This window comes from Gynurincola endophyticus (genome assembly GCF_003991195.1).
Classification (GTDB): Bacteria; Bacteroidota; Bacteroidia; order Chitinophagales; family Chitinophagaceae; genus Gynurincola; species Gynurincola endophyticus.
In genome coordinates this window covers 83,073-107,686 of sequence record NZ_RCWL01000009.1, presented here as the reverse complement: position 1 = coordinate 107,686, position 24,614 = coordinate 83,073, and the positions used below count along the sequence as shown (strand labels likewise).

Here is a 24,614-nt window from a genome sequence, read left to right as displayed (position 1 = left end):
ATTTGATTCTCAATGTAAGAAAATATTGAGAATTTTACGCACGAAACCATTACCTTTTTTTATCTAAACCACCATCCCCAGGCACTCCAGATGATCAGAACAGTAGCTGCCCATTTTAATACCCACTCCATGAATAATATAATTAACCCGGCGAAATAATTATTGAAATGCTGTAATCCACCCAGCCCCCTGCGATTGAATTGTCGCATGCCAATGATCAATCTTATGCCTAACCCGATAAAAAATATCGCGGAACAAGATAACCCATAAAATATTTTCACAAGCGTTTCCATAATTCTGTCATTTTTTAATAAAGGCAGGCGGTATTACCCGCCCGCCCTTCGGTTCTCAATTAAGTAAAAGTGAATCTGTACCATCATGTACAAACTGGCCACAAAGCTCAAATGCACGTTGTGTCTTCATTTGTGCAGTGCCACCCATAACAATAGATTGAAGCTTGCTTTCATCATCCTTATAGTTGCGTACATTCTGAAAATACCCTGTTACGGCATTGTAAGCACCGAATACAGTTCCTTTTGTGGTTTCCATTTGCTGTGTATCGGAAATCATAGCGTATGAAAAAGCATCCTCTACAGAGTTCTTAAACATAGTAGACAGTTCATCTTCTGCGCCTTTTTTTAGCGCTTCCAATGTTTCCTTATTCGGACAAAGTGCCAATTGAATAAGTTTTTTTACCTCTATATCGCTTATACGCACCTTTGCCCACTGGTTAAACAATCCTTCAAGGCGGGGGCTCAATGCGTTGGCAAGTCCCATTACTTTATGCGCATTTTCCAAACGTTGTTTGGCCCCTGATGTGTGACGGATGCGCACAACGTTGGACATATTACCCAATGCGGCATTAAGGGTGTTTTGACAAACGATACGTATGGGTGTAAATGCAGCGGTAATGCTACCGGTTCCATCGTGTGAGGTAGTAAGGATTATATGCTTGATTGACAAGAAAATAAAGGGCATAAAAAAAGGGACAAATCTTTCTGTTTTAGACTTGTCCCAAGAAGTGATCCCGCTGGGATTTCCTTCACGGTTTTCCGCTAGACGGAAAACTACATAACATTACACTAACTATATGATTTTCAATATTCTATAACTCTGTTGAGCTTTTCTGTAAACTATCTTTATAGAGGCCGACAGCATTTTTATAGAGTAAATTATAGAGTAACTATGCTTCCAATCAAACCTGTATGTAAAAAGAAATTTGTACGCCGGGACGGAACAAGCGTAATTTTTATCCAGTACTGCCATTCCATTGATAAGCGAACCCTTTTAAATTCAAGCATCGCCATTCCCCCGGCCTATTGGAACCTAAAACGCTTGCGTATAGACGACAGCCTTCCCGAAGCTTCGATGCTTTACAGGTAATCAATTTTAAGGCTTTAGACATATCATCGGGGTCTTTGCCGAATAAATGCATTAACTGCTCCCCATACTGACGGTTTGTCCCTGAAATCGATAACCCACTGGCATTAGCGAGAGCGAAATAAACGACCGCCGCCGCGAAATTGGACATTTGCGCCTGCTGGCACTTTTTAAGGTGCTGTAACTGTCTACTTTCATAATTTTCCATTATGGTATCCAGCTTGGGAAGGAAATCGAAGTAAAAGTGCTGGCCGTAGGGGCCTAAGATTAAGACTGGCAGACTAATCAATCCTGCCAACAACACGCCGGGTATAATGCAAATTGGTTAAAATTGGTACAGAATGGTAAGGCAATGAGCATCGCTACCAGATAAAAAGCACCAAAATGAGTTAAAACGTGTTTAATCCAGTAGTCAGCAATGACTTTTTTCCGGGTAGCGTTTAGGCTCCGGCCGGGGTAGTCTTTGCGGTAAGACTTATGGGTGGTTACAAATGCCGTCTGAATGTAAGTGTTTCTAAGGGGAAGATCGAAGGTAGTAAAGGACTCCAACCGCATCAAAATCTTTTTCATACACAATGCCTTTTTTTCTTAATTTACGACTAATTTTATAACTTATAGACAAAAATAACCCTAACCTAATTTACCTTCTTTGAATCCACAGCAATGAGTACAATTATCGACATTGGCGTCGAAAGGGATCATATAGAGTCCCTAACTAAAGCGAACGGTATTACTGCGTTATCAGAGCTCATTTGGAACAGCTTAGATGCTGATGCAACTCAAATTGATATAAATTACAAAAATAACGGCTTAAATGGGTTTGAATATATTAATATTAATGATAATGGACACGGTTTAGCTTACTCGAAAGCTAAGGAGGTTTTTTCAAAGCTGGGTGGTTCCGAAAAGAAACTGAATAGCCAAAGTCCTAAGGGCAGATACAAGAGCTTGGCCTTAGGCGATTTAATAGAATTTAGAAGCAGATACCAGTCTAATGGGTCATTGTCTGAGTTCAGCATAAAAATTGATCGTAACCAATTATCTGGAACAGAAATAGGGAATATCACAGAGGTTAAAGGAGAAGGCATAACTCCTGGGTTCACCGTTCAAATACAGAATGTAGATTTTAAGAATGCAGAAACAGCCTTTAAGCTAGAAAGCAGAAGGGAGTTGGAGGAGAAGTTTGCATCATACTGGATAAGCTACCCAGATTTTGCAATTTTCTTTAATGGCTCTAAGCTAGAATTTAGTTCGTTAATTAAAAATACAGATCAAAAGGAGCATAAGGTTGAAGTTGGTAAACTTACTTATAGTTTTACAATCAAAATAATTGAATGGTCCTTTGAAAACAAAAAAAGAACATACTTGTGTAATACTAAAGGTATTCCTTTTCTTGAGACCAATTTGGGGATTAGGTCTAGTCTGCCAATATCAATATTTATTCAATCTGTATATATAGAAAAACTTCACCGGGATAATACTTTATCAATAAATGAGTTTGATGAATTCCTTACCGATGTATATAAGGCGGCAAAAGCTTTTGCAAGAGATTACGTACGGAACCAATTACATAAGCATTCCAAAGAATTTATTGACGGATTAAAAGAAAAAGGTATTTATCCATACTTACAGCCTGCTGAAAATATAATAGAGGAATCCAAAAGGCATGTTTTTGATATCGTTGCCTTACAGATTAATGAGCATTTGCCGAATTTTAATGAGCAAGATGACCAAACGAAAAAGTTAACTTTAGCTCTAATTAGTGAAGCACTTGAAAATGATGCTCAAAACCTAGGTAAGATACTAACGGAGATTATTGAACTTCCCAGAGAGAAACGGGACGAATTAGCTGAATTATTGGGAGATACTTCTCTTTCATGTATAATTGATACAATGACCGAAATTAGGAATAGACTAATTTTTCTTAATGGTCTTGAACAAATAATATATCAAAGTGATTTAAATAAAACATTTAAGGAGAGAAAGCATCTACACAAAATTATTGTTCGCGAAACTTGGATTTTTGGCGATGAATATACATATGGAGTGGACGATATTTCTCTAAAGAATGTTTTAAAAGCATACTTGAAGGATTCACTTAAAAGAGAAGATTTTGAAGAGATAGTAAATTCCGCTGATAACTCTGCCCTTCAAACAATACCCGACGTTTGCTTATGGCAACAATACAGCTTGGGTAACGCAGGTAAAGAAAATCTTGTTATTGAACTTAAAAAACCCAGAGTTGATGCGGGTTTTGATGAAAAAAGCCAAATTGAATCTTACGCCTCCAAAGTTTCTAATGATCCCAGATTTCCGAAAGACAAAACTCGGTGGAAGTTCATTTTGATTACTAAAGACGTAAAACCAGAAATTGAACCACTTTTGAGGCAAAAGCACCGTAGGTATGGGTATGTATCGGAGGGTGATAATTTCGATGTTTACATTTTGACGTGGGGAGAGATAATTACTCATGCAAAAATTAGGCACGAGTTTATAAAAGAAAAACTAAGTATAAATTTGCTAGACAATGAACAAGGGTTGAATTATTTGAGAGCCAAATATAAAGAGTATCTGCCAAATGACTTTTAAATGTATTGTAACAAATGGGCTTCATAGGACGAAAATAGGAAGTCTGGTGTGAAAGTGATTTCAGACAACTCAATCGCCCCTTATGATATGTTTCTCAAATAGGTTATAAAAGAGTTGAAGCAACTGATAATGTAGTCTTTCTTTTTGACAATACTTATATAATATATAATATTAACACCTATACTAACTATGAACTTCAATCACAAAAACCTCTTGGAATTCTTTGATAGTTCTCAAAAGACATTTATAATTCCTGTATATCAAAGGGCATATGCTTGGGAGCAAAAAGAATGGAAAACTTTCTTAGAAGACATTGTAGAACAAGTAGAGGGGGATAATAATTATTTTTTTGGAAACATTCTACTAGAAACAATCAAGAAAGGTATTCAGTATGAAATAATTGACGGCCAGCAACGATTGACAACACTAACGATTTTTATGCGCTCTCTTTTTATAGTTTTGTCGGAAAGAGTAAAAGAAGGTGAGCATTTAAGTTTTTCAATAGAAGAAAAAGAAAGGATTTTTTTAAAAGATGGCGGCAATAAAAAGCTACGCCCCGTAACGTATGACATGGCTTGTTATGACACCCTTATTATGGATGGGAAGTCAAATTTTGAAACATCTTCTGCTTCTCAAAAACGCATTAAAGCAGCACGGACATTTTTTATAAAGGAACTACAGGAAAGGCCAACTTCTCTGTTGATTAGTATTTTGGAAAAATTGGAGGCTACTGAAATCACAAGTATTGAATTGGTTGGCAAGAAGGATGCAGCGTTGATGTTTGAATTGCAAAATAACAGAGGTAAAGACTTGACCAATATGGAAAGGCTGAAGTCATACTTCATGTATCAGATGTATGTTTTTAGTAAGCCAGAGGAAACAGAGACTAACATTGAGCATGTATCCGATATTTTCACACACATCTATGCTATAATAAATGATATAAGGAGGTTAAATGAAGATAGTATTCTCATTTATCACTGTAATGCTTATATAAAAGGGTATGCCTATCGTACAATTGATGACATAAAAGAAGTTTTCAAAAAATCGAAGAATAAGGTTGAGTGGATAATGGAGTTTATAGAAGAACTCCACACTTCATTTTCAAACATGAAGAAAATGGAAGGTAGCAGCGATAAGCATTTAAAAAATCTTCACAAGGTAAAAATACCTGTTTTTGTTTATGCATTTCTGATTAAAGGATATAAATACTTGGGCGATAATGAAGCTAAACTATCAAGACTGTTTCACCTAATGGAAATACTTGTCTTTAGATATAATCTTATGAATAGCAGAGCAGATATAATTGCACGACTGAATGAAATACTATTAAGTTTTAATGGAGATATAGAGGCGTTGAAGATATCACTCAAGAACAAATTGAATGAAACTTGGTATTGGGGGGATACTCGAACTAAAAACACACTAGATGAATGGATGTATGAAAATTCTGTTTTAAATTACCTTCTGTGGCGATACGAAGCACAAATACAAAAAAAAGGATATGTTGTCGGTACAATGAAATTGGAAGAGGAACAAATAGAACACATATCACCGCAAGTACCCCCTAACGGCGAAGCAATTGCTTCTGGATACGAAGTTGATGCAAATAATAATTATACTGATGAATTTAAAAGAGATTATTTAAACTCATTAGGCAATTTGATGCTTATATCTGGTTCCCATAATGCTTCGATTGGTAACAGACCTTTTAAAAAAAAATTGAGTTCGTATAGAGAAAACCCCTTATTAAACCAACAAGCAGAAATTAAAAACTTTGCAAGTGGTACTTTGGATAATCCAATATGGGATACCAAGGCAATTGATAAAAGGCATGAAGCAATAGTGATGTTTGCAGTAAATGAATGGAGTTTTGACAATGTCTGAAACATTTTAGCTGAGGGTTGCAATTTCTAAAAAGTTTAAAAAATTCAGATGATAGCAAAATTTATTGACGCTGAACAAAATATTTTAGAGGTAGAGAAAAATCAAGATTCCTTTTCATTTTTCATTTACCCAGCCGAAGAAGAACAATTAGGGAGATCAATAACTTTGTAAACAGAAGAAGTACAACAACTATTGAAGTTCTTCAATCTGTACAATTTGCATCAGTAAGCAATCACGATTTTTGGGGGAAGCCTGGCGCTTTGATTAAATTCGCCCAGATACTTTGCGTTTTAGCTACTCGAGCTGTAAAAATCTACTTTAGCTTTTAGATAAAGAATGATATAGCAATGAATAATAGACCCAAATACCTAAGTGACAATATTAGATTCTATTCTGAATTTCCACAAGGTTATGATATGGACGTTGATTATGCTCATCTCCCTCCATTGTTAAGTTTTGACTTCCATACCCTGAACGGAATTTTGCCCCTAACAACTTCCAGATTCGATTTCATCGGAGAAAATGGTGTAGTTGACGGAAGGAGAACTACAGTTGTTGAAGTTAATCCATTACCAGAAGAATATAAGTATTTCGAGAGCATTGGTGTAACAGAATTCCAGGCGATTTCCTTAGTTATTAATTTTTATGCTCTTGAAGAATCAGCCCCAAAAGTCTTAAAAGGACTACCCTATTGTGTTTCGCTTCTTCCGATGACCAAGGATAATAAAATTGATACTTGGAATATTGAATTATTAAAGCAGTTCGATTTGCGCGAATTATGCCAGGAAGGGGGAGCCGTTTTTACAGAATTTAGCCCATTTAAGCCTTGGGAGAAAGGTTATGGGGCACATTATTCTCTATTTTCAAATATTACAACAAATGAACATTCCGATAGTATAGGCTTTGAGTGGGGGATGTATTTTTTAACGCCAGTATTCAATAGTAAAGAGATAGTTATTCCTGAAAATACAACCTACAGTAAAGCTATCAATGCAAAATACAAAAAGTATAAAGCTAACAGATACTTCAAACCATTCACGGATACAAAACCTAGACAAATTTGGGGCTGTGATTCACCAATAGAACTATTCTTATTACAAGGTCTATATGTTCGAGAGATTGTCCCTGAAATACAAATGGGATTCTATCGAAGTGGGGAGATTTTTCCTAACTATTATCGAATGGCGGAAAGTGAAATTTTTTTACCAGAGGATAGGCTAATAACAACAGCAGATTTCTATTACCCCAAACATAAGGTAGCTATATTTTGTGACGGTAAAGATTATCATGACAAGGAAAAAGACCAAAAAATAGATGACAGTTTAAACGCAATAGGAGTAAAATCTCTTCGTTTTGCTGGAAAACTGATAACTGAAGAACTAGAAAAAGTATTAGATGAAATAGAAAACTGTCTGCAGGAAACGATTCCATTAGTTAAAAAATCTTAAATTCGTATAGATAGTTCGTTCTTTATAAAGCTATGTCCATCAGAAAAGCCCCTCACGGCTTTTATAGAGTAAATTATAGAGTATAAATAGCAAACCCGCCACTATGGCGGGTTTGCAGAATTTCCAGTGATCCCGCTGGGACTCGAACCCAGGGCCCATACATTAAAAGTGTATTGCTCTACCAACTGAGCTACGGAATCATCCTTTACTGTGAGAAGACCGGTCAAATGAGTGATTATTAACCAGTTATTTCCTCGTAAGGAGCTGCAAATATAGACAGAAAATTATTTCCGCCAAAGTTTTTTTGAAAAAAAATAACGGAAAGCTCAAAATCCTGTTTTACCCTAAATATTACATTATCAAAAAACTGTAAGTTTTCAATAAACATACTAGTTGGTATGTTTTTAGTTTTACATTTGCCTTTCCCCGGCATTATTCATTTATCATTTTATAAACACCAAAGCCATGAACATAGTTTTAATTATTACAGTAGTATTCTTATTAATTTATATAATCTATCGTGTTTATCGTTCCGCTACCCGCGATCAGCAACTCGCCGAAAAAGTGTCGGATGATACCATTATTCTGGATGTTCGCACTGAAAACGAATACAACTCAGGGCATATCAAAGGATCAATCAATATTTCCCTGGGTACATTACGTGAACGCTGTATTGAACTAGACTCCTCTAAAGCTTATGTTACCACCTGCTCACACGGACTAAGAAGTGTAAAAGCCGTTACCATTCTAAAGGAGCGCGGATTTCAACAGGTTGTAAATGGAGGAGCAATAGACGAATTGAAAAAAACTATAAAAACTCTATTGCAGCATGAGTAATGCTTATTTACTATTTTTGATAACCAATCTTTAAGATAAAAACGGTAAACCTATATCAGGGACGTACAAATTTTCAATTCTCAATTCTTTTTCAACTTTCAATTACCTTCAGGTAAGAGAGACTTAATCAATTAAATTGCTCTTCATTGCTGAATATTTCAATATCAACACCTATTTTTCCCGATATCGCCAATCATTCGGAAAACCACGCTCTATATTTGCTCATCCACTAAACCTGATTAACATGCACCGTAAACTCTTTTATAGTCTGCTATTAATGTTTCCTGTACTGGCTTTTGCACAGCAAGACAGTATTCCTCTTTTTCAGATTTACAGCGTTGAAAAAAAGAAAGTGCTCAGTTTTGATAAAATGATTGACGGACTAAAAAAAGCCGATGTGGTTTTCTTTGGAGAGGAGCACAACGACTCCATCGCACATGTATTACAATTACAGGTATTACAGGCGCTACACCAGCAACATAAAAATGGTATTACATTATCGATGGAAATGTTTCAAACGGATGTACAATTTATTCTTGACGAATACCTGCAAGGTATCATTCAGGAAAAGAACTTACAGGCAGACGGCCGTTTGTGGAAAAACTACAAAGATTACCGTCCGTTAGTAGAATATGCCCGGGCCAATAATATTGATGTACTGGCAGCAAATGCACCATCCCGGTACACCAATCGGGTTACCCGCAACGGACTGGAAAGCCTAAACGTACTGAACGATCATTCCAGATCTTTTCTGGCACCCTTGCCCATTGATACGCTGACCGGTCGCTATTACGATAAGTTTGCCGGTTTAATGGGCGGACATGAGAATATGGGTAACCTGAAAATCTACCAATCACAAAATGTTTGGGATGCTACCATGGCATGGAACATCGCCCGTAGGGCTGAGAACTTTAAGAAGCAACAAATCCTGCACCTGAACGGACGCTTTCATAGCGATGAAAAGCTCGGAACTGTTGCCCAGTTGAAAAAATATTCCCCGAATCTGAAAGTAATGACGATAACATCTTTCAGTCCGGAAAACTTTCAAAATCCGGATTGGAACGAATGGAAAGATCTTGCGGACTTTATCATTATCACTTCACCTGATATACCAAGAACCTTCTGATAAACGATCACCCCATCATATAACTTTACTATTATTTGCCTGAAATCTCATTCTGATGAATGAGATTTTTTATTGCCCTTCATTATTTAATAGTGAATTTTATCTTCTTATTAACCCCGGTCAACGCTTAAACATTCTTTTAACCAATTATATTTTTTTCAGCTTAATTCTCCTCTTTTTAACCAATACAATAATAATCCCTGAGATCCTTACAATTTTGGAAACAAACCTGCGTTTTAATAGAGCATGTGCTACCTCTGATACTAATGATAAAGAAGTTCTAATCCGTACTTTATGATTTCTTTCAACATTCTTATAATACTTTTGTATAAGTATTATGGAATATACCAAAGCTTTTAGGAAATTTATCTCTTCACAGTATTTGTATGCAGGAGTTCGTATCACCGCCGGTACGTTAATTCCTGCAATCGTTTTATATCAGCTTGGTTGGCTCGACCAGATGATGGCCATTCCATTAGGAGCTTTATCCCTCGCCATTACGGATACACCCGGCCCACCTAAACACAGACGAAATAGTCTGATTGTTTCTATCATTCTTTACTTTTTTGTTGTTTTACTGGCAGGAGTGAGCAGAGATTACCCCTGGTTGGTAGGAATTGAGATTGCCGTTATCGGCTTCTTATTTTCGATGGCTGGTGTTTTCGGTACCAGAATTAACTCTATCGGGTTAATCGGTATCCTCGTATACATTTTCTGTCTGGATCCAAGATCCCCTTCAGAAAGTATTCTTCACGATGCATTGTTGTTTACCATCGGCGGCGTGTGGTATGCATTACTTACCATGACGTTGTATTCGCTGCGTCCTTACAAACCGATTCAACAGCTATTGGGTGAAAACCTGATGCTGATTGCCGAGTACCTGCAAGACAAAGCGGCTATTTATCAGAAAGGAGTAAACTATGAAGACAAATATCAGTCACTGATTAAACATCAGATCAATATACAAAGCCAGCAGGAAGAATTGCAGGAAATGCTCTTCAAAATGCGCAGTATCCAGAAGGAATCGATCGGGAAGGGAAGGATGCTCATGATCATGTACCTCGACAGTATTGATCTTTTTGAACGTGTAATGACTACTCAACAGGATTACACTTTACTGCATAAAGAGTTTGACCACACGAATATTCTGGAAGTTTACCGGAAAACCATTTTACTGATGGCAGAGGAACTGGGGGCGATCGGTTTAGCCGTACAGGATGGGATTCCTTATAAGAAAAACGATAAAATTGCCCGGCAGGTAGATTATACGCTACAATCCTTCATTCAACTGAGAGACAATACACTCAATCCGGATAATATTGAAAGTTTTATCCGCCTGCGCCATATCCTCTATTCTATTCAGGATGTAGCGGAACGTATAGAACTGCTTCAGAAATATACCTATTACGATCGTTCTATTGTAAAACCTAAAGACCTCGATGAAAAAAGCCTGGAGCATTTTGTGGTTCAGCAAGACCTCGATCCGCACTTGTTTATAGATAACCTTTCGGTTCAGTCTTCTTATTTCAGACATGCCTTCCGTACAACAATAGCGTTGCTGATCGGTTACGGAGCGTCGCTGTTTTTTGAATTGGGGCACGGTTCGTGGATATTATTAACCATCGTTACCATTATGAAACCGGCGTATAGTATTACGCAAAAAAGGAACTGGCAACGGATATCCGGTACCATTTCCGGAGCAGCGATTTCTTTTTTATTTTTATACCTGGTTCATGATAATACACCGATTTTTATTGCGATGGTATTGTCAATGATTATCGGTTACAGTTTTGTAAAGAAAAACTACCTGATCGGAACGGCGGGTATTACAATGTATGTAATGATGAACTTCCACTTTTTACACCCCGGAGGTTTAACCGAAGTATTGTCTGACCGTGTATTAGATACCGCAATAGGTTCCGTAATAGCATTTATTACAGCCAAGTTTGTATTGCCGCAATGGGAGCATACCACGCTGCTTCCTACAGTTCAAACCGCCTTGCAGGCCAACCAGCAATATTTTGATGTGGTAGCGTCTGTTTTTTCGGGAAAGAAACCTTCCAGCAATATCATATCGGCTGCCAGAAAAGAAGCTTTTGTAGCATTAGCCAACATGTCGAACCGCTTTCAAAGAATGATATCCGAACCGAAAAGCAAACAGCCGCACCTGCAGCAATATCACCAGTTTATATCTGTAAGCCATTTACTCACGTCACATATAGCGTCGCTTTCTTATTATGCACAACGTTCGGGAGAAGAAATAGCTTCTCAGGACTTTCAGCCGCTGATAGAGCACGCCGATATTCAGTTTAAACGTGCCATTAACTTATTAGACAATAAAATTGAGAAAGTTCCGACCGATACATTCTACGACGATGCATTACACCAACGATTACAGGAATTGATGGTGAAACGAAAAGAGGAGATGTTGAGCGGGCTGGCAGAAAATGAGCAATCAGTAAGAAAAGCTTTGTCGGAACTAAAAGCAACGGCCGATCAGTTTAAGCTCATTCATTCGATTATTACAGAGCAGGTAAGGATTCTCGAAAGAATCCATAACAAGCAGCTCGAAGAAATATCGGTTAAGTAAATTGAGCATGGGCAATTACGAAAAGAGTTGATTTCATTGCTGAATTGCTCCCGTTTTTGATTGGTAAATTCTTTCGGGAATAAGTTGATTCCTCCACTGTCTGACAGGTGAAATTTTCCGCTGATTTGCACGGATAAGCTATAGTACAAATTAAATGTACTTCAGCGCAGATCTGCGGAGATAACATATTTTCTGAATGAGTCAAAAAATATCCAATAACATACTGTTATAGAGCTAAGATTAAGATTTTTCTTTATTTTTGAAATAAATCGATCTACTATGATGCAGGATTCAGTGATATCATTAACAAATGCGAATATTTATCAGGGCAGTAACCTCGTATTGCAAAACGTAAATCTTCACGTTGGTACCAGTGAATTTGTATACCTGATCGGAAAAACCGGTTCGGGAAAATCGAGCCTGCTCAAAACTTTATATGGTGATTTATTGCTGAAAGAAGGAGAAGGGCAGGTAGTAGGATTTGATTTGCGTAAAATGAGCTGGAAAACCGTTCCTTATCTAAGAAGAAGTATCGGGGTGGTTTTTCAGGATTTTCAGTTACTGACAGACCGTAACATTAACGACAACCTGAAGTTCGTATTAAGAGCTACCGGTTGGAAAGATGAAAAGTTAATGGATGAAAAAATTCTGGATGTACTGGCAAAGGTCGGTTTAAAATCAAAAGGCTTCAAATTTCCATTCGAAATATCAGGCGGCGAGCAGCAAAGAGTAGAAATAGCACGTGCACTGTTGAATTCACCCAAATTAATTCTGGCAGACGAACCTACAGGTAACCTCGATCCTGAAACCTCAGATGATATCATGAGATTATTGTTTCAGATCTCAAAAGATTACAAAACCACCATCTTAATGGCGACGCACGATTATACGGTGATTAATAAATTTCCGGGAAGAATGTTACGTACGCATCTGGCACATCTATATGATAACGCTACCATAAACATTCAATAAGCTTCTGAGCATTCTTTTGATTATTATAGCGATAATCCAGTAAATGGGTTCTCAGCTTAATTTCATCATCTGTAAACGGCTTATAGAACAATTCTGATATGAGGTGCTGAAAAGCCACTGCATCCGACCCGATATGGCAGCAGGCATCCAAACCAGTTCCCTTAACGGCAGCGTCATTAGCTACACAATGCCGGCCATTTACCAATGAGTTGAGTAATTTCAGTTTTACTCCGGTATTATTAAAGGAAGGAACTACGTTTACCTGGGCTTTCTGAATCAGATCCTGCAACTCTTCATCGCTCGGATTAGGAATCAGACAGGCATTATCATAAGAATTTGCCAATTGGGTTAATTCAACGGAAGGGTCTTTACCGGCAATGATAAAATGGACGGGTAATTCATGAAACACATTCTTCAATAACCACGATACGGCCTGTTCATTTTCAGATACGGATAGATTTCCGTGATATAAACAGAAACAACCGATCCCTTCTTCAGATTTTACCGAATTACAAGGAATAAATACCGGTACGGTTTTTACATCCCGGGCTCCAAATTCATCTTTATAAACTTTGGCATCTTCTTCGCACAGAGCTACTACCGGCAGTTTTTTAGCTACTTTCGCTTCATATTTTTTCAATAGCTGGCTTTCGTAATAATAGTATAGCTTTTTTAAGAAACTGGCATTATTACTACACCTGTAAAGCTGCTGATAATATTTATACTCCACATTGTGCAAACGCAAAACAATTTTACGGCCGGCAAACCTTTCGTCATCGATAAAAGACGTACAGTGTATTCCTTCCAATAAAATAGGGTGTTCGTCTTTTAAGAGGTTTTCTCTTAATTCAGGACAACATCTCGAAGCAACAATATATGGAGTAGAAAATGAAAACCCTTTGTGTCCTACCTGGCGCTGGTAGTAATGCACCTGCTCGCAGTATTGATTTAACGAGGGCTGTTCGGATTTTCCATATTCCCAACAGTGCAGGTGAATTTTCACACCCGCCGCATGCAGCGCCACCAGTTTATAATACAACTCAATAATGCCCCCGTAGTTTACAGGGAAGGGCACATCAAACGCAACTATATGTAAATGTTTTTCCAAGCTCAATGATCGATTTCAATACAATATCAACGTATAAAGAAACTAAAAAGTTCATTTTAGTTTCTGCAAAATACTTTAGTTTGATAATAATTAACTAATATTTTTGCTTCCTTTTCCCAATTTAGCTCCTCTCTGGCTATTTTACACGCTTGTTCAGCAGATGTATATAATGCTTTGTCGTTGAGAAGTTTGTTCACGGCAATTGAAATTTCGGTAGAAGTCGGATCGGTTATTCCCAATCCTACAGGATAAGTTTCCAGTAATTGACGGTAAGCAGGGTAGTTGACGGTTACCTGTGGCAGGCCGGCTTGTATATAATCAAAAAAGCGATTCGAGAGCGACCAGTAATTATTTAACCCTTTTGAATCGATAATGTTCAATCCTACCGCAGCTTTTAAAGTATATTCTTTTAATACCTGCGGAGCGAGCATACCTTTAAAAATTACTTTTTCATCCAGTTGATGTTCTTTTACCAGCGCTTTAGCCTGTTCCATAAAATTACCGTCTCCACAAACAATGAGTGGTACCTGAATAAATTTCATTGCCGGAATAATCGTTTCAAAACAACGTCCTTCATTCACTGCTCCCTGATAAAGAATAAATGGTTGCCGTTCGTGCATTTCATAAGGGTAAGGTTTGGGCACATTCCTGATAACTGCATAATCTACTTTATAAGCTTGTTTAAACCATTCGGCGATTGGCTGATTTACCGTATATCCCAAAGGAAAACGCGGTAACATCCATTGTTCAAGCTTCTTCCATACCCGGTAAATAGCAGGGCGATCCACAATTTCTTTCATTTCACAAAAAAGTTCATGTGCATCGTAAACCCTTACTTTATTCCGCCACCGGCTAACGACATATACGGGAAATATTGTATCCAGATCAATTGCAACAAGTGCATCAGATTTAACAAATAACAAATATAAAAATAACCGTATATTATATTCCAGGTAGAAGAGTTTGCCGGTTTCAAACCAACAATTCAGCCGGTGCTGTCTGAAAGATTGTGAAGAAAGGGCGGGGGACTGTTTTCTTTTTCTTCCTACGAGTAATACGTCGTAGCCAGCTTCCTGCAAAGCACTGCAGCACCGCTGCATGCGCTGATCATAGTTCAAATCATTCGTAACACAGAAAACCAGTCTTTTCATAGTACTAAATTAACGGAGTAGCCTGATAAATAGTTTCAATGCTACGTATTGTTTTAATCACATCATCTGTGTAAGGTGGAAAGTGTTCGGGTTTGGCTAATGCCTGTAGAAAATCGTCATAAACTTCCTGATGAAAACTCAACCGTGACGGATCAATTTTGTCTGCCTCGGTTTGTAGTGTTTTCAAAACCTTATGGTCAGAACAATAAATAATCTCATTCATGTACGCACCGCCGATTTTCAATGTCAGCTGTTCGAGGTTAATAGTCAGACCGATTTCGTAGTTTTTCTGATGTGCGTTGATCGACCAGAACAAGCCGCCGTGCAGGAATTTTGTGGTACTGATCTGCGCTATGCCCTGATCTTCAAAATCAATTACTTCTTTGTGTAAAAGATTCTGACGAACCCCTTGTGCATCGATTACTTCTCCGAAAAACCATTGTAAAACATCAATATAGTGGGAAAATTGGGTAAAAAGAGGGCCACCGTCTAGTGACAAAGTACCTTTCCAGAAGTTCTGAAAGTAGGCGGGAGGCCGGTTCCAGATACATTGCAACTGAAACCCCAGGGTTTTACCGAATTGTTGTTGCTCCAATGCGTTTTTCAGGAATTGAATGATGGGATTGTAGCGCATAGACTGCACGGTGAACAACAGTTTTTGTTGTCTGGCAGCCAGTTGTTGTAACAAAATAGCATCATTGGCACGAAGTGTGAGTGGTTTTTCGCACAGGATATTACAATTATTCAATAATCCGGTTTCGGCATGCTGAAAGTGGTAGCCGTTAGGGCTGCAGATCACCAGCACATCAATCGGAACGGCGGTATTTTTAAACAAATCCGGAAGATTGGTAAATGAGGCGCAGTTATACTGAGCACCCCAGGCTGCGGCAGTAGCCGGGTGGGCGTCTACAACAGCTTGCAAAATTCCGCTTTTTTGTATAATTTTAATATGTCGGGAAGCTATATGACCACAGCCTACCAGCGCAAAGACAACTTTTTTCATGAAAATTGGTCTAAAAATAGCTTTTTTTTGAAAAAAACTGCGGCTAAGATATAAAAATCAAAATTATATTCGCTACCTTTGCCGCCAAATTAAGAAGAAGAAAAATCACGGATGTCTTTTAAAAAAAATTGAGATGCCTTATTTAACTAAAGAAAAAGTAGCAGATATTTTCACTCAGTACGGTGGTAAAGCTGCCAATACAGGGTCAATCGAGGGCCAAATCGCTTTATTAACAGAGCGTATTAACAACATTTCTTTGCACTTGCAAAAAAATAAGCAAGATCACTCTACTAAAAGAGGTTTATTAACTTTAGTAGGTCAGCGCAAGCGTTTATTAGTATATCTGAGTAGAACTAACTTACAAGGATATCGCGAATTAATCGAGAAATTAAAAATTAGAAAGTAATTTTATACGATTTATAAAACAGCTATTCCCAACTATTATCTTTTGGTTGGGAATAATTGTTTTTGCGCCCTGACCTTTTATATTAACCCGATGTGTGTTGAACCCCATTCCCACCTTATCGACCACATTTAAAATTGAGATTCTATGCTCTCACAACCAATAAGTGTAACATTTGATATTGGCAACAATCGAATGGTTACTATTGAGACGGGTAAATTAGCACGCCAGGCACATGGTAGTGTAACCGTTCGTCAAGGTAACTGTATCATTTTAGCAACAGCTGTAGCCAATAAAGAGCCGAAAGAAGGTCAAAGCTTCTTTCCATTATCAGTAGACTATAACGAGAAATTTGCTTCTGCCGGTAGAATTCCGGGGTCTTTCTTCAAAAGAGAAGGTAAATTAAGTGATTACGAAGTGTTAGTTAGCCGTTTGATCGACCGCGCACTTCGTCCGTTATTCCCTGAAGATTATTTATGCGATGTTCAGATCTTAGTGACCCTGATTTCAAGCGATCCTGAGATTATGCCTGATTCATTAGCATGTCTGGCAGCATCAGCAGCATTAGCAGTATCAGATATTCCTATTAAGGAAGTAATTTCAGAAGTACGTGTTGGCCGTATCGATGGCGAATATGTAATCAATCCTACACGCCCTCAGATGGCTAAAGCCGATATGGATTTCATGATCGGTGCTACTGCCAAAAACCTGATGATGGTGGAAGGTGAATCTAAAGAATGTAGCGAAGAAGACTTGGTGAAAGCTTTAGAAGTTGCACACGACGCTATCCGAATTCAGATTAAAGCACAGGAAGAGTTAAGAGATAAAGCAGGTGTAACCGGTAAACGCGAATACACTAAGCCTGTAGAAAACGAAGAACTACGTGCTAAAGTAGCTGCTTTTGCTACTGAAAGATTAAATCAGATTGCCCGCGGAAAATCAGCTAAACACGATCGTAGCGACGCTTTTGATGTAATTAAAAAAGAACTGATAGAAAGTCTTGGCGAAGAAGTTGAAGACGCTATTGTGAAACTGGCGAAAAAATATTACGAAGACCTTCAATGGGAACTGGTTCGTAATATGATCTTAGACGATCGCACCCGTTTAGACGGACGCGCATTGGATGAAGTTCGTCCTTTGGCAATGGAAATCGACATCCTCCCTACGCCGCACGGATCAGCATTATTCACCCGTGGTGAAACACAATCATTAACTACTGTAACTTTAGGAACTCCTTTAGATGAGTTATTGGTTGAAAGTGCTGCTACTTCAGAATATTCAAAATTCATTTTACACTATAACTTCCCTCCATTCTCTACCGGAGAAATTAAGCCGATGCGCGGACCTGGTAGAAGAGAGGTTGGACATGGTAACCTTGCTTTAAGATCTTTAAGACAAATGATGCCTGGTAACGAGTATGCTTATACTGTTCGTGTGGTATCTGATGTATTAGAGTCTAACGGTTCGTCTTCAATGGCAACTGTATGTGCCGGTTCATTAGCATTAATGGATGCCGGTGTTCCTATTCCAAAACACATCTCAGGTGTGGCAATGGGATTAATCACCCGTGCTTCTGATAACAAATATGCCATCTTAACCGATATCTTAGGAGATGAAGATCACTTAGGTGATATGGACTTCAAAGTAACCGGTACAAAAGAAGGTATTTGCGGAGTTCAGATGGATATCAAAATTGACGGTTTAAGCATGGAAACAATGCGTGAAGCATTGGCACAGGCGAAAAGCGGTCGTTTACATATCTTAGACGCCATGTATGCTTGTGTTGATAAAGCCCGTGAAGAAGTGAAACCTCACGCTCCACGTATGGAAAAATTATTCATCGATAAAGAATTTATCGGTGCAGTAATCGGACCAGGCGGTAAAATCATCCAGGAAATTCAACGCGAAACCGGTACTACTATCAATATCGAAGAAGTAGGTAACCAGGGAGAAGTTTCTATCTTCTCTCCGGCTAAAGAAGGCCTGGAAAAAGCTTTAGCATGGGTGAAAGGTATTGTAGCAGTTCCTGAAGTGGGTTCTACTTATGAAGCTACTGTAAAAGGTATCAAAGAATTCGGTGCATTTGTTGAATTCTTACCAGGAAAACAAGGTTTATTACACATCTCTGAAATTTCATGGAAACGTCTTGAATCAATGGACGGTGTATTAAACGAAGGAGATAAAGTAAAGGTTAAATTAATCGGTGTAGATAACAAAACCGGTAAGTTTAAATTAAGCCGTAAAGCTTTAATGCCTAAACCTGAAGCTCCGAAAAGACCTGAGGCTCCGGCCGGAAATACTCCGCCTCCTCCTGCAACAAATGAATAATTAAAACATTCATATAAAAAAGCTGATTCAAATGAATCAGCTTTTTTTATTCAAAGCCGTATCTAATTCCTTTAATTTCTCCTGTGTTTAAATGGTAATGGGAAACATGAAGGAAATGAAGGTAAAGCAGCGCGGAAGACAGCACTTCATTCGCTTTTCAGCTTCATTACCTTCGTGTTTAAATGGTGATCATCAGATAGAATGAATCAAAGCCAAGCAGCAGGAGTTTCTTAATTTCTCCGATGTTTGAAAATCGAATTTGAAACATGAAGAAAATGAAAGTATCAAGGTAAAGCTGCGCGGAAGACAGCACTTCATTCGCTTTTATCTTCATTCCCTTCGTGTTTAAATGGTGATCATCAGATAGAATGAATAAAAGCCAAGCGGCAGGCGCTTCTTAATTTCTCCGATGTTTGAAAATCGAATTTGAAACATGAAGAAAATGAAGGCATCAAGGTAAAGCAGCGCGGAAGACAGCACTTCATTCGCTTTTCAGCTTCATCACCTTCGTGTTTAAATGTGATCATAAGATAGAATGAATCAAAGCCAAGCGGCAGGAGCATTTTCTTAATGGTTGGTGTTTTGTATATTTGCTGTTTCTAAAAACATAACAATGTCCACAACTGATCATTATATTCAAATAAGAATTGAAAACCTTGAAAGGGGAGAAGCAGATATCATTATTGCACAATTAGGTGACGAAGGATTTGATGGATTTGAAGAAACCACTCCCACTTCTTTACTCGCATATATTTCCGAGCAACTATATACCCAACTTGATTGGGAAAACATCCAACAACCGCATTGGAAATGTACAGTGGAAAAACTGGCTCCTAAGAACTGGAATGCAGAGTGGGAAGCCAACTTTCAACCGGTAGAAGTACCCGGCTTTTGCATGGTGCGTGCAGCATTTCATCCTCCGGCAGTGAATACGCCTTATGAAATTATTATTACACCCAAAATGAGTTTCGGAACAGGTCACCACGCTACTACTTATATGATGATGCAGGCAATGCAGTCATTAGACTTTACCAATAAAAAAGTATTTGACTTCGGAACAGGAACCGGTATCCTGGCGATCTTAGCTGAAAAGCTCGGGGCTGACAAAACAGTAGCTATTGATAATGATTTCTGGTGCATTGAAAATTCTGTTGAAAATATAGCAGTGAACAATTGTTCAAAAATTGAAATCAGCCAGGCAGATACAGTACCTGAGGGTGCAAAATTTGATATCATTCTGGCGAATATTAACAAGAACGTATTATTAAATACGATACCACAACAAAAACATTTACTTTCCGTTAATGGTATATTGATTATGAGCGGTTTACTGAAAGGTGACGAAGAAGTCATCGTAAACATGGCAAAAAACAATCAATTGAATCTGGTAAAAAGATGGGAGCGTGACAACTGGATCGCGCTGCAATTTGAGAAATGTTAAAGAAAAGACATTCAATTGTTTGACATATCTTAAATTTCATTAATACCAACCCAAAACAAGAAAATTTCGTCTTTTTTAAGTATATTCGTAAATATCAATAATCTGAATTGGATGACCGAGTTATTATTAATCTTGATTGCTTATTTAATTGGTTCAATTCCTACCGCTGTTTGGGTCAGTAAAGGTTTCTTTGGAATTGACATCCGCGATTACGGAAGTGGTAATGCGGGAGCTACCAATACGTTTAGAACGCTGGGTTCGAGATGGGGTAGTTTTGTAATGGCCTGTGATGTATTAAAAGGAGTTATTGCAACTAGTTTATATATATTTCTTCCACAATATTTAGGGCACGAAGCTACTTTTGAAAGAACCAACTTAATGGTGGGCTTAGGATTAGCTGCCGTTGCGGGACATATTTTCCCGGTTTGGGCCTCATTCAGAGGAGGGAAGGGTGTTGCCACGCTATTCGGAATGGTGTTAGCCATCCAGCCTGTAGTAGCACTTTGTTGCGTGGGTGTGTTCTTATTAGTACTATATCTAACCAGGTTTGTATCATTATCTTCCATTTTAGCTTCTGTAGCATTCGCAGTGTTTATTCTATTCATTTTTAATGAAGAAGAACCTTTATACAGAGCATTTGCCATTTCAGTGGCTTTATTGGTGATACTGACACACCAGAAAAATATTGGCCGGATTTTAAAAGGAAGCGAAAGCAAAGTTCCAATTTTGAAATACCGCGATCGTAAAAGAGAAAAAAGAAAGAGGGATTAATCATCCCTCTTTTTTTTATAAAATTTTGTTGAAAATGGTTGGTCTATTTTTTGATTAAGTAATTTTGTTAAAACGTTTTCAATGAGAAAATACTTTTTTATACTTTCCGCAGTAACATTATTTACTGCCTGCTCACAAAACGCCATTACCGGGCGTAATCAGTTATCATTTTATAGCGAAGATGAGTTAAGAACAGCTGCACTCACACAATACCGCCAGTTCTTAACTGAAAGTAAAGTAGTATCAACCAGCAGCAGTAAAGATGCGGAGATGGTACAACGTATCGGTAAACGACTGGTACAAGCCATTAATACCTACTATGCGCAAAAAGGTTTATCTGCAGAATTAGAAGGATATAATTGGGAGTACAACCTTGTTCAATCTAACGAAGTAAACGCCTGGTGTATGCCCGGCGGAAAAATTGTCGTTTATACAGGATTGTTACCTATCGCTCAAAACGAAGCAGCATTGGCAGCCGTAATGGGCCATGAAATTGCACACGCACTTGCTAAACACTCTAACGAGCGTTTAAGCCAGAGCGCCATTCAACAAATGGGCGGACAGGTAGTAGGAACAGCAGTATCCGGAAAATCTGCGGCTATGCAAGCTGCTATTAATACAGCTTATGGTATCGGTTCACAGGTGGGTGCATTATTACCATTCTCACGTAAACAAGAGTTGGAAGCAGATAAATTCGGATTAATTTTCTGTGCAATGGCAGGATATAATCCACAAGAAGCAATCGGTTTGTGGGAGCGTATGTCACAAGCAGGAGGGGGTAACACACCTGAAATACTCAGTACACACCCTGCCGAAGCTACCCGTATTGCAAAATTAAAAGAAATGATGCCTGAAGCCTTAAAGTACTATCAACCAGTTAACTCGAAGTAATTTCAGTCAAAATATTAATATTTTTTAAATGACATTAGTAGCTGCTAATGTCATTTTTTTGCTATATACTAGAACAAACCAAAATATTATCTTATCTTTGCTCTCCCAAGCAACCCTTGCTTACAACAAAAAAAACTTCTCTAGCATGTCGCAAAGTATTTTAGATAAGCTTCAGCTTCAAGAAGAAAAGAATGTACTTATTCAAGGACTACCTTCTTCCATCGAAAAGCATTTTGTAAAAGTTTCATTTGCTAAAAATGTTACGCCTTTGTTGAGATCAAGGAAAATTGATTTTGCATTGATTTTCGCTCTGAACGAACAACAACTGTGTAATATCTTAAAAGATGTTTTACCAGCATTGCATAAAAATGCAAAGTTTTGGATATCACATCCAAAGTCATCTTCAAAAATTCTCACCAACTTAAGTAAAGAATCCAGCTGGGACGTAGTAGTTGACGCAGGCTTTGCTAAAGCAGAAGAAGTAGAACTAGACCACACCTGGGTAGCAGGTAAATGGAATGTACGTGACCTGGTGGAGATTTGTGAAGAAGTACATGAAAACGCAGAAGCAATGGCTCATTAATTATTGAGTGATATAAATAATTGAAAACTGTCTTTATTCATAAATAAAGACAGTTTTTTTTTGCAATACTCCCTTCAATGAATTTATAAATTAAGCAAAAAACTCTTCATTCTTAACTATTAATTCTTAATTCTACAGAATGACTGTTCCAACTAACTTAGTCAGATCCATTTCCATTTGTTTTAAATGCTGGTGTGTTTGAAGTAATAAAATCTGTTGCTCGAAATCGGTCGTATTAGCCATATCCCGTTGATTTTCCTCAATCAGCCGTCTGATTTTTCTGAGCTTAGAATAAGTTAAACACGATTTTATTTCCAAAGGATATAAGTCTTCCCGTGTGGCAATTTTACCATCGTAATGTTCACTCCACTTCGCAGAAACCTCATGTTGAAAATCCATTATCGATACCACCAGGGTACTGATACTCTGGTCTTCGTGATAAAAAAAGTTTTTCGCCGTAGGCTCAAGTCCTTCTTTATACCAGTGTTCATAGATTTCCATAATATGTTTCAGGTTAGCACTTTCTACCAGATCATTATCATTAATTTCTCCTAACAAATATTCTGCAACGGTTTTTGATTCGTCCCATGGTTTTAATCCGAACTCGAGTAAACAACGAATCAGCGCCCGTTCGTTTTGCTCGTCTTTATTGAGCAGCAGTAAAAATTCGGACTCATCCATCGGCAATACAAAAGAATCATCTTCGGGTGGCGGAATAAAAGCATCCTGCGCGCCTTTTTGATTCGCCTGTTTCTGTGCCTGCTTTTGTAATTTCTCCCGGATATGTTTATTCACCAGATTCGTTAATCCTTCCTCTTCAATACCCATCATTTGAGAGCACTGACGGATATAATCCTGTTGCTTGGTAAAATCTTCCGCTTTATCAATCTTCGCGATTGTTTCAGCGATCTGATTAACCAGTTGTGCTTTTTTATGCGTATCGTTCTGTGCATCCTTTAACTGAATTTCTAACTGAAAGATGATAAAATCTTTTTTGTTAGCATTTACAAAATCTCTGAATGCATCAGCACCTACTTTATTAACATAACTATCGGGGTCTTCACCATCAGGAATCAACACCAGTTTTACATTCAGGCCTTCTTCCAATGCAAGATCCAATCCCCTCAATGCAGCTTTGATACCGGCACCATCACCGTCATAAATAATGGTAAGATTGTTTGTATATTTTTTTACTAAGCGTAGTTGATCTGTAGTTAATGAAGTTCCTCCGGAAGCTACAACATTCTCAACACCTGCCTGGTGCAATGATATCACATCCGTATAACCTTCTACCAATAAACACTCATCGAGTTTATCGATCGACTGCCGGGCAAAATAAGTACCATACAGAATCTTACTCTTGATATAAATTTCATTTTCGGGCGTATTGATATACTTCGGAGCACGATCATTTTTACCGATAATTCTGGCACCAAATCCTAAAATTTTGCCGCTTTGGTTATGGATAGGAAAAATGATACGGCCACGGTAATTGTCTACCAGATGTCCGTCACGATTCGTCACAATACCTGTTTTCAATAAGAGGTCAGGGTTATATTGCTCCTGAACAGCAGCTTTCGAAAAAGCATCTCTTTGATTGAGGTTATAACCCAATTGAAACTTATCAATAATCGAGTCGGTAAAACCTCTTTCTTTTAAGTAACTTTTAGCGATATCAATACCTTCTTCCGACTGATGGAGTTGTTGTGTAAAATATTTCTGAGCGAATTGATTGAGGATATATAAGCTATCGGCGGTTTGCTGAATTTGTTTGTATTCTTCAGAAACATAGGTTTCTTCAATTTCAATATTATACTTATTTGCCAGCCACTTTAAGGCTTCAACATAAGAATACTTTTCCAACTCCATGATAAAGCTAATGGAGTTACCGCTTTTACCACAGCCAAAACATTTATAAATCTCTTTGGAAGGAGAAACAGTAAAGGAAGGTGTTTTTTCATTGTGAAAGGGACATAAACCCAGGTAGTTGGCACCTCGTTTTTTCAACTTCACATAAGAACCGACAATATCCAGAATGTCGATTCTACTCAAAATCTGCTGTATGGTTTGCTGAGAAATCATGGCTGCTAAGATAAAGAACTTTCG

At 38.0% G+C, this 24,614-nt stretch carries 20 protein-coding genes and 1 tRNA gene; 13 read left to right on the top strand and 8 right to left on the bottom strand.

Annotation, left to right across the window (positions count from 1 at the left end):
* Positions 1–59 precede the first annotated feature (59 nt).
* The 3 genes from D9O48_RS18795 to D9O48_RS15655 form a co-directional block, all read right to left on the bottom strand.
* Positions 60–209, bottom strand: a complete 150-nt coding sequence (locus D9O48_RS18795) for a hypothetical protein (protein WP_158624911.1) — start codon at positions 207–209, stop codon at positions 60–62.
* A gap of 139 nt (positions 210–348) precedes the next feature.
* Complete coding sequence (locus D9O48_RS15660) at positions 349–978, bottom strand: DUF932 domain-containing protein (protein WP_233589262.1); 630 nt, start codon at positions 976–978, stop codon at positions 349–351.
* Between the two features lie 687 nt (positions 979–1,665).
* Complete coding sequence (locus D9O48_RS15655; RefSeq protein WP_126973924.1) at positions 1,666–1,950, bottom strand: hypothetical protein; 285 nt, start codon at positions 1,948–1,950, stop codon at positions 1,666–1,668.
* Between the two features lie 93 nt (positions 1,951–2,043).
* On the opposite strand from D9O48_RS15655, the gene D9O48_RS15650 reads away from it, so the two are divergent.
* The 3 genes from D9O48_RS15650 to D9O48_RS15640 all read left to right on the top strand — a co-directional run bounded on the left by D9O48_RS15650 (position 2,044) and on the right by D9O48_RS15640 (position 7,304).
* On the top strand, positions 2,044–3,969 hold the full coding sequence (locus tag D9O48_RS15650) for an ATP-binding protein (RefSeq protein WP_126973923.1): 1,926 nt from the start codon (positions 2,044–2,046) through the stop codon (positions 3,967–3,969).
* A gap of 189 nt (positions 3,970–4,158) precedes the next feature.
* Positions 4,159–5,856 (top strand): DUF262 domain-containing protein, encoded by a 1,698-nt coding sequence (locus tag D9O48_RS15645; protein ID WP_126973922.1) that lies wholly within the window; start codon positions 4,159–4,161, stop codon positions 5,854–5,856.
* Between the two features lie 416 nt (positions 5,857–6,272).
* A complete protein-coding gene (locus tag D9O48_RS15640) occupies positions 6,273–7,304 on the top strand; it encodes a DUF559 domain-containing protein (RefSeq protein ID WP_158624910.1) in 1,032 nt (343 codons plus the stop codon).
* Positions 7,305–7,431: 127 nt separating this feature from the next.
* On the opposite strand, the gene D9O48_RS15635 is transcribed toward D9O48_RS15640, so the two are convergent.
* Positions 7,432–7,504, bottom strand: a tRNA-Lys gene (locus D9O48_RS15635).
* A gap of 265 nt (positions 7,505–7,769) precedes the next feature.
* On the opposite strand from D9O48_RS15635, the gene D9O48_RS15630 reads away from it, so the two are divergent.
* The 4 genes from D9O48_RS15630 to D9O48_RS15615 all read left to right on the top strand — a co-directional run bounded on the left by D9O48_RS15630 (position 7,770) and on the right by D9O48_RS15615 (position 12,829).
* Entirely contained in the window at positions 7,770–8,141 is a 372-nt protein-coding gene (locus tag D9O48_RS15630) for a rhodanese-like domain-containing protein (protein ID WP_126973920.1), read from the top strand.
* 244 nt (positions 8,142–8,385) lie between these two features.
* Complete coding sequence (locus tag D9O48_RS15625; protein WP_126973919.1) at positions 8,386–9,267, top strand: ChaN family lipoprotein; 882 nt, start codon at positions 8,386–8,388, stop codon at positions 9,265–9,267.
* Between the two features lie 337 nt (positions 9,268–9,604).
* Entirely contained in the window at positions 9,605–11,857 is a 2,253-nt protein-coding gene (locus tag D9O48_RS15620; protein WP_126973918.1) for an FUSC family membrane protein, read from the top strand.
* Positions 11,858–12,136: 279 nt separating this feature from the next.
* Positions 12,137–12,829 (top strand): cell division ATP-binding protein FtsE, encoded by a 693-nt coding sequence (locus D9O48_RS15615; protein WP_233589261.1) that lies wholly within the window; start codon positions 12,137–12,139, stop codon positions 12,827–12,829.
* Here the strand turns inward: D9O48_RS15615 and D9O48_RS15610 are convergent.
* Genes D9O48_RS15610 through D9O48_RS15600 form a run of 3 tightly spaced genes read right to left on the bottom strand, consistent with a single transcriptional unit; the run spans position 12,810 to position 16,091 of the window.
* The gene (locus D9O48_RS15610; RefSeq protein ID WP_126973917.1) at positions 12,810–13,937 is read right to left on the bottom strand and encodes a glycosyltransferase; all 1,128 of its coding nucleotides are present in this window, start codon (positions 13,935–13,937) and stop codon (positions 12,810–12,812) included. The genes D9O48_RS15615 and D9O48_RS15610 overlap by 20 nt on opposite strands.
* A 56-nt stretch (positions 13,938–13,993) precedes the next feature.
* On the bottom strand, positions 13,994–15,088 hold the full coding sequence (locus D9O48_RS15605) for a glycosyltransferase (protein ID WP_233589260.1): 1,095 nt from the start codon (positions 15,086–15,088) through the stop codon (positions 13,994–13,996).
* Between the two features lie 4 nt (positions 15,089–15,092).
* The gene (locus D9O48_RS15600) at positions 15,093–16,091 is read right to left on the bottom strand and encodes a Gfo/Idh/MocA family protein (RefSeq protein WP_126973916.1); all 999 of its coding nucleotides are present in this window, start codon (positions 16,089–16,091) and stop codon (positions 15,093–15,095) included.
* Between the two features lie 133 nt (positions 16,092–16,224).
* On the opposite strand from D9O48_RS15600, the gene rpsO reads away from it, so the two are divergent.
* The 6 genes from rpsO (at position 16,225) to D9O48_RS15570 (ending at position 22,508) form a co-directional block, all read left to right on the top strand.
* Positions 16,225–16,497: a 30S ribosomal protein S15 gene (rpsO, locus tag D9O48_RS15595; protein WP_126973915.1), complete on the top strand. Its 273-nt coding sequence runs from the start codon at positions 16,225–16,227 to the stop codon at positions 16,495–16,497.
* 144 nt (positions 16,498–16,641) lie between these two features.
* A complete protein-coding gene (locus tag D9O48_RS15590) occupies positions 16,642–18,822 on the top strand; it encodes a polyribonucleotide nucleotidyltransferase (RefSeq protein ID WP_126973914.1) in 2,181 nt (726 codons plus the stop codon).
* A 613-nt stretch (positions 18,823–19,435) separates the two neighbouring features.
* Positions 19,436–20,263, top strand: a complete 828-nt coding sequence (gene prmA, locus D9O48_RS15585) for a 50S ribosomal protein L11 methyltransferase (protein WP_126973913.1) — start codon at positions 19,436–19,438, stop codon at positions 20,261–20,263.
* Positions 20,264–20,374: 111 nt separating this feature from the next.
* On the top strand, positions 20,375–21,034 hold the full coding sequence (gene plsY / locus D9O48_RS15580; protein ID WP_126973912.1) for a glycerol-3-phosphate 1-O-acyltransferase PlsY: 660 nt from the start codon (positions 20,375–20,377) through the stop codon (positions 21,032–21,034).
* Between the two features lie 81 nt (positions 21,035–21,115).
* Positions 21,116–21,925, top strand: coding sequence for a M48 family metallopeptidase (locus tag D9O48_RS15575; protein WP_126973911.1), 810 nt, complete (start codon positions 21,116–21,118; stop codon positions 21,923–21,925).
* 28 nt (positions 21,926–21,953) lie between these two features.
* Positions 21,954–22,508, top strand: coding sequence for a hypothetical protein (locus D9O48_RS15570; RefSeq protein WP_126973910.1), 555 nt, complete (start codon positions 21,954–21,956; stop codon positions 22,506–22,508).
* Positions 22,509–22,640: 132 nt separating this feature from the next.
* Here the strand turns inward: D9O48_RS15570 and dnaG are convergent, their stop codons facing one another.
* Complete coding sequence (gene dnaG, locus D9O48_RS15565; RefSeq protein WP_126973909.1) at positions 22,641–24,590, bottom strand: DNA primase; 1,950 nt, start codon at positions 24,588–24,590, stop codon at positions 22,641–22,643.
* Between the last annotated feature and the right edge of the window lie 24 nt (positions 24,591–24,614).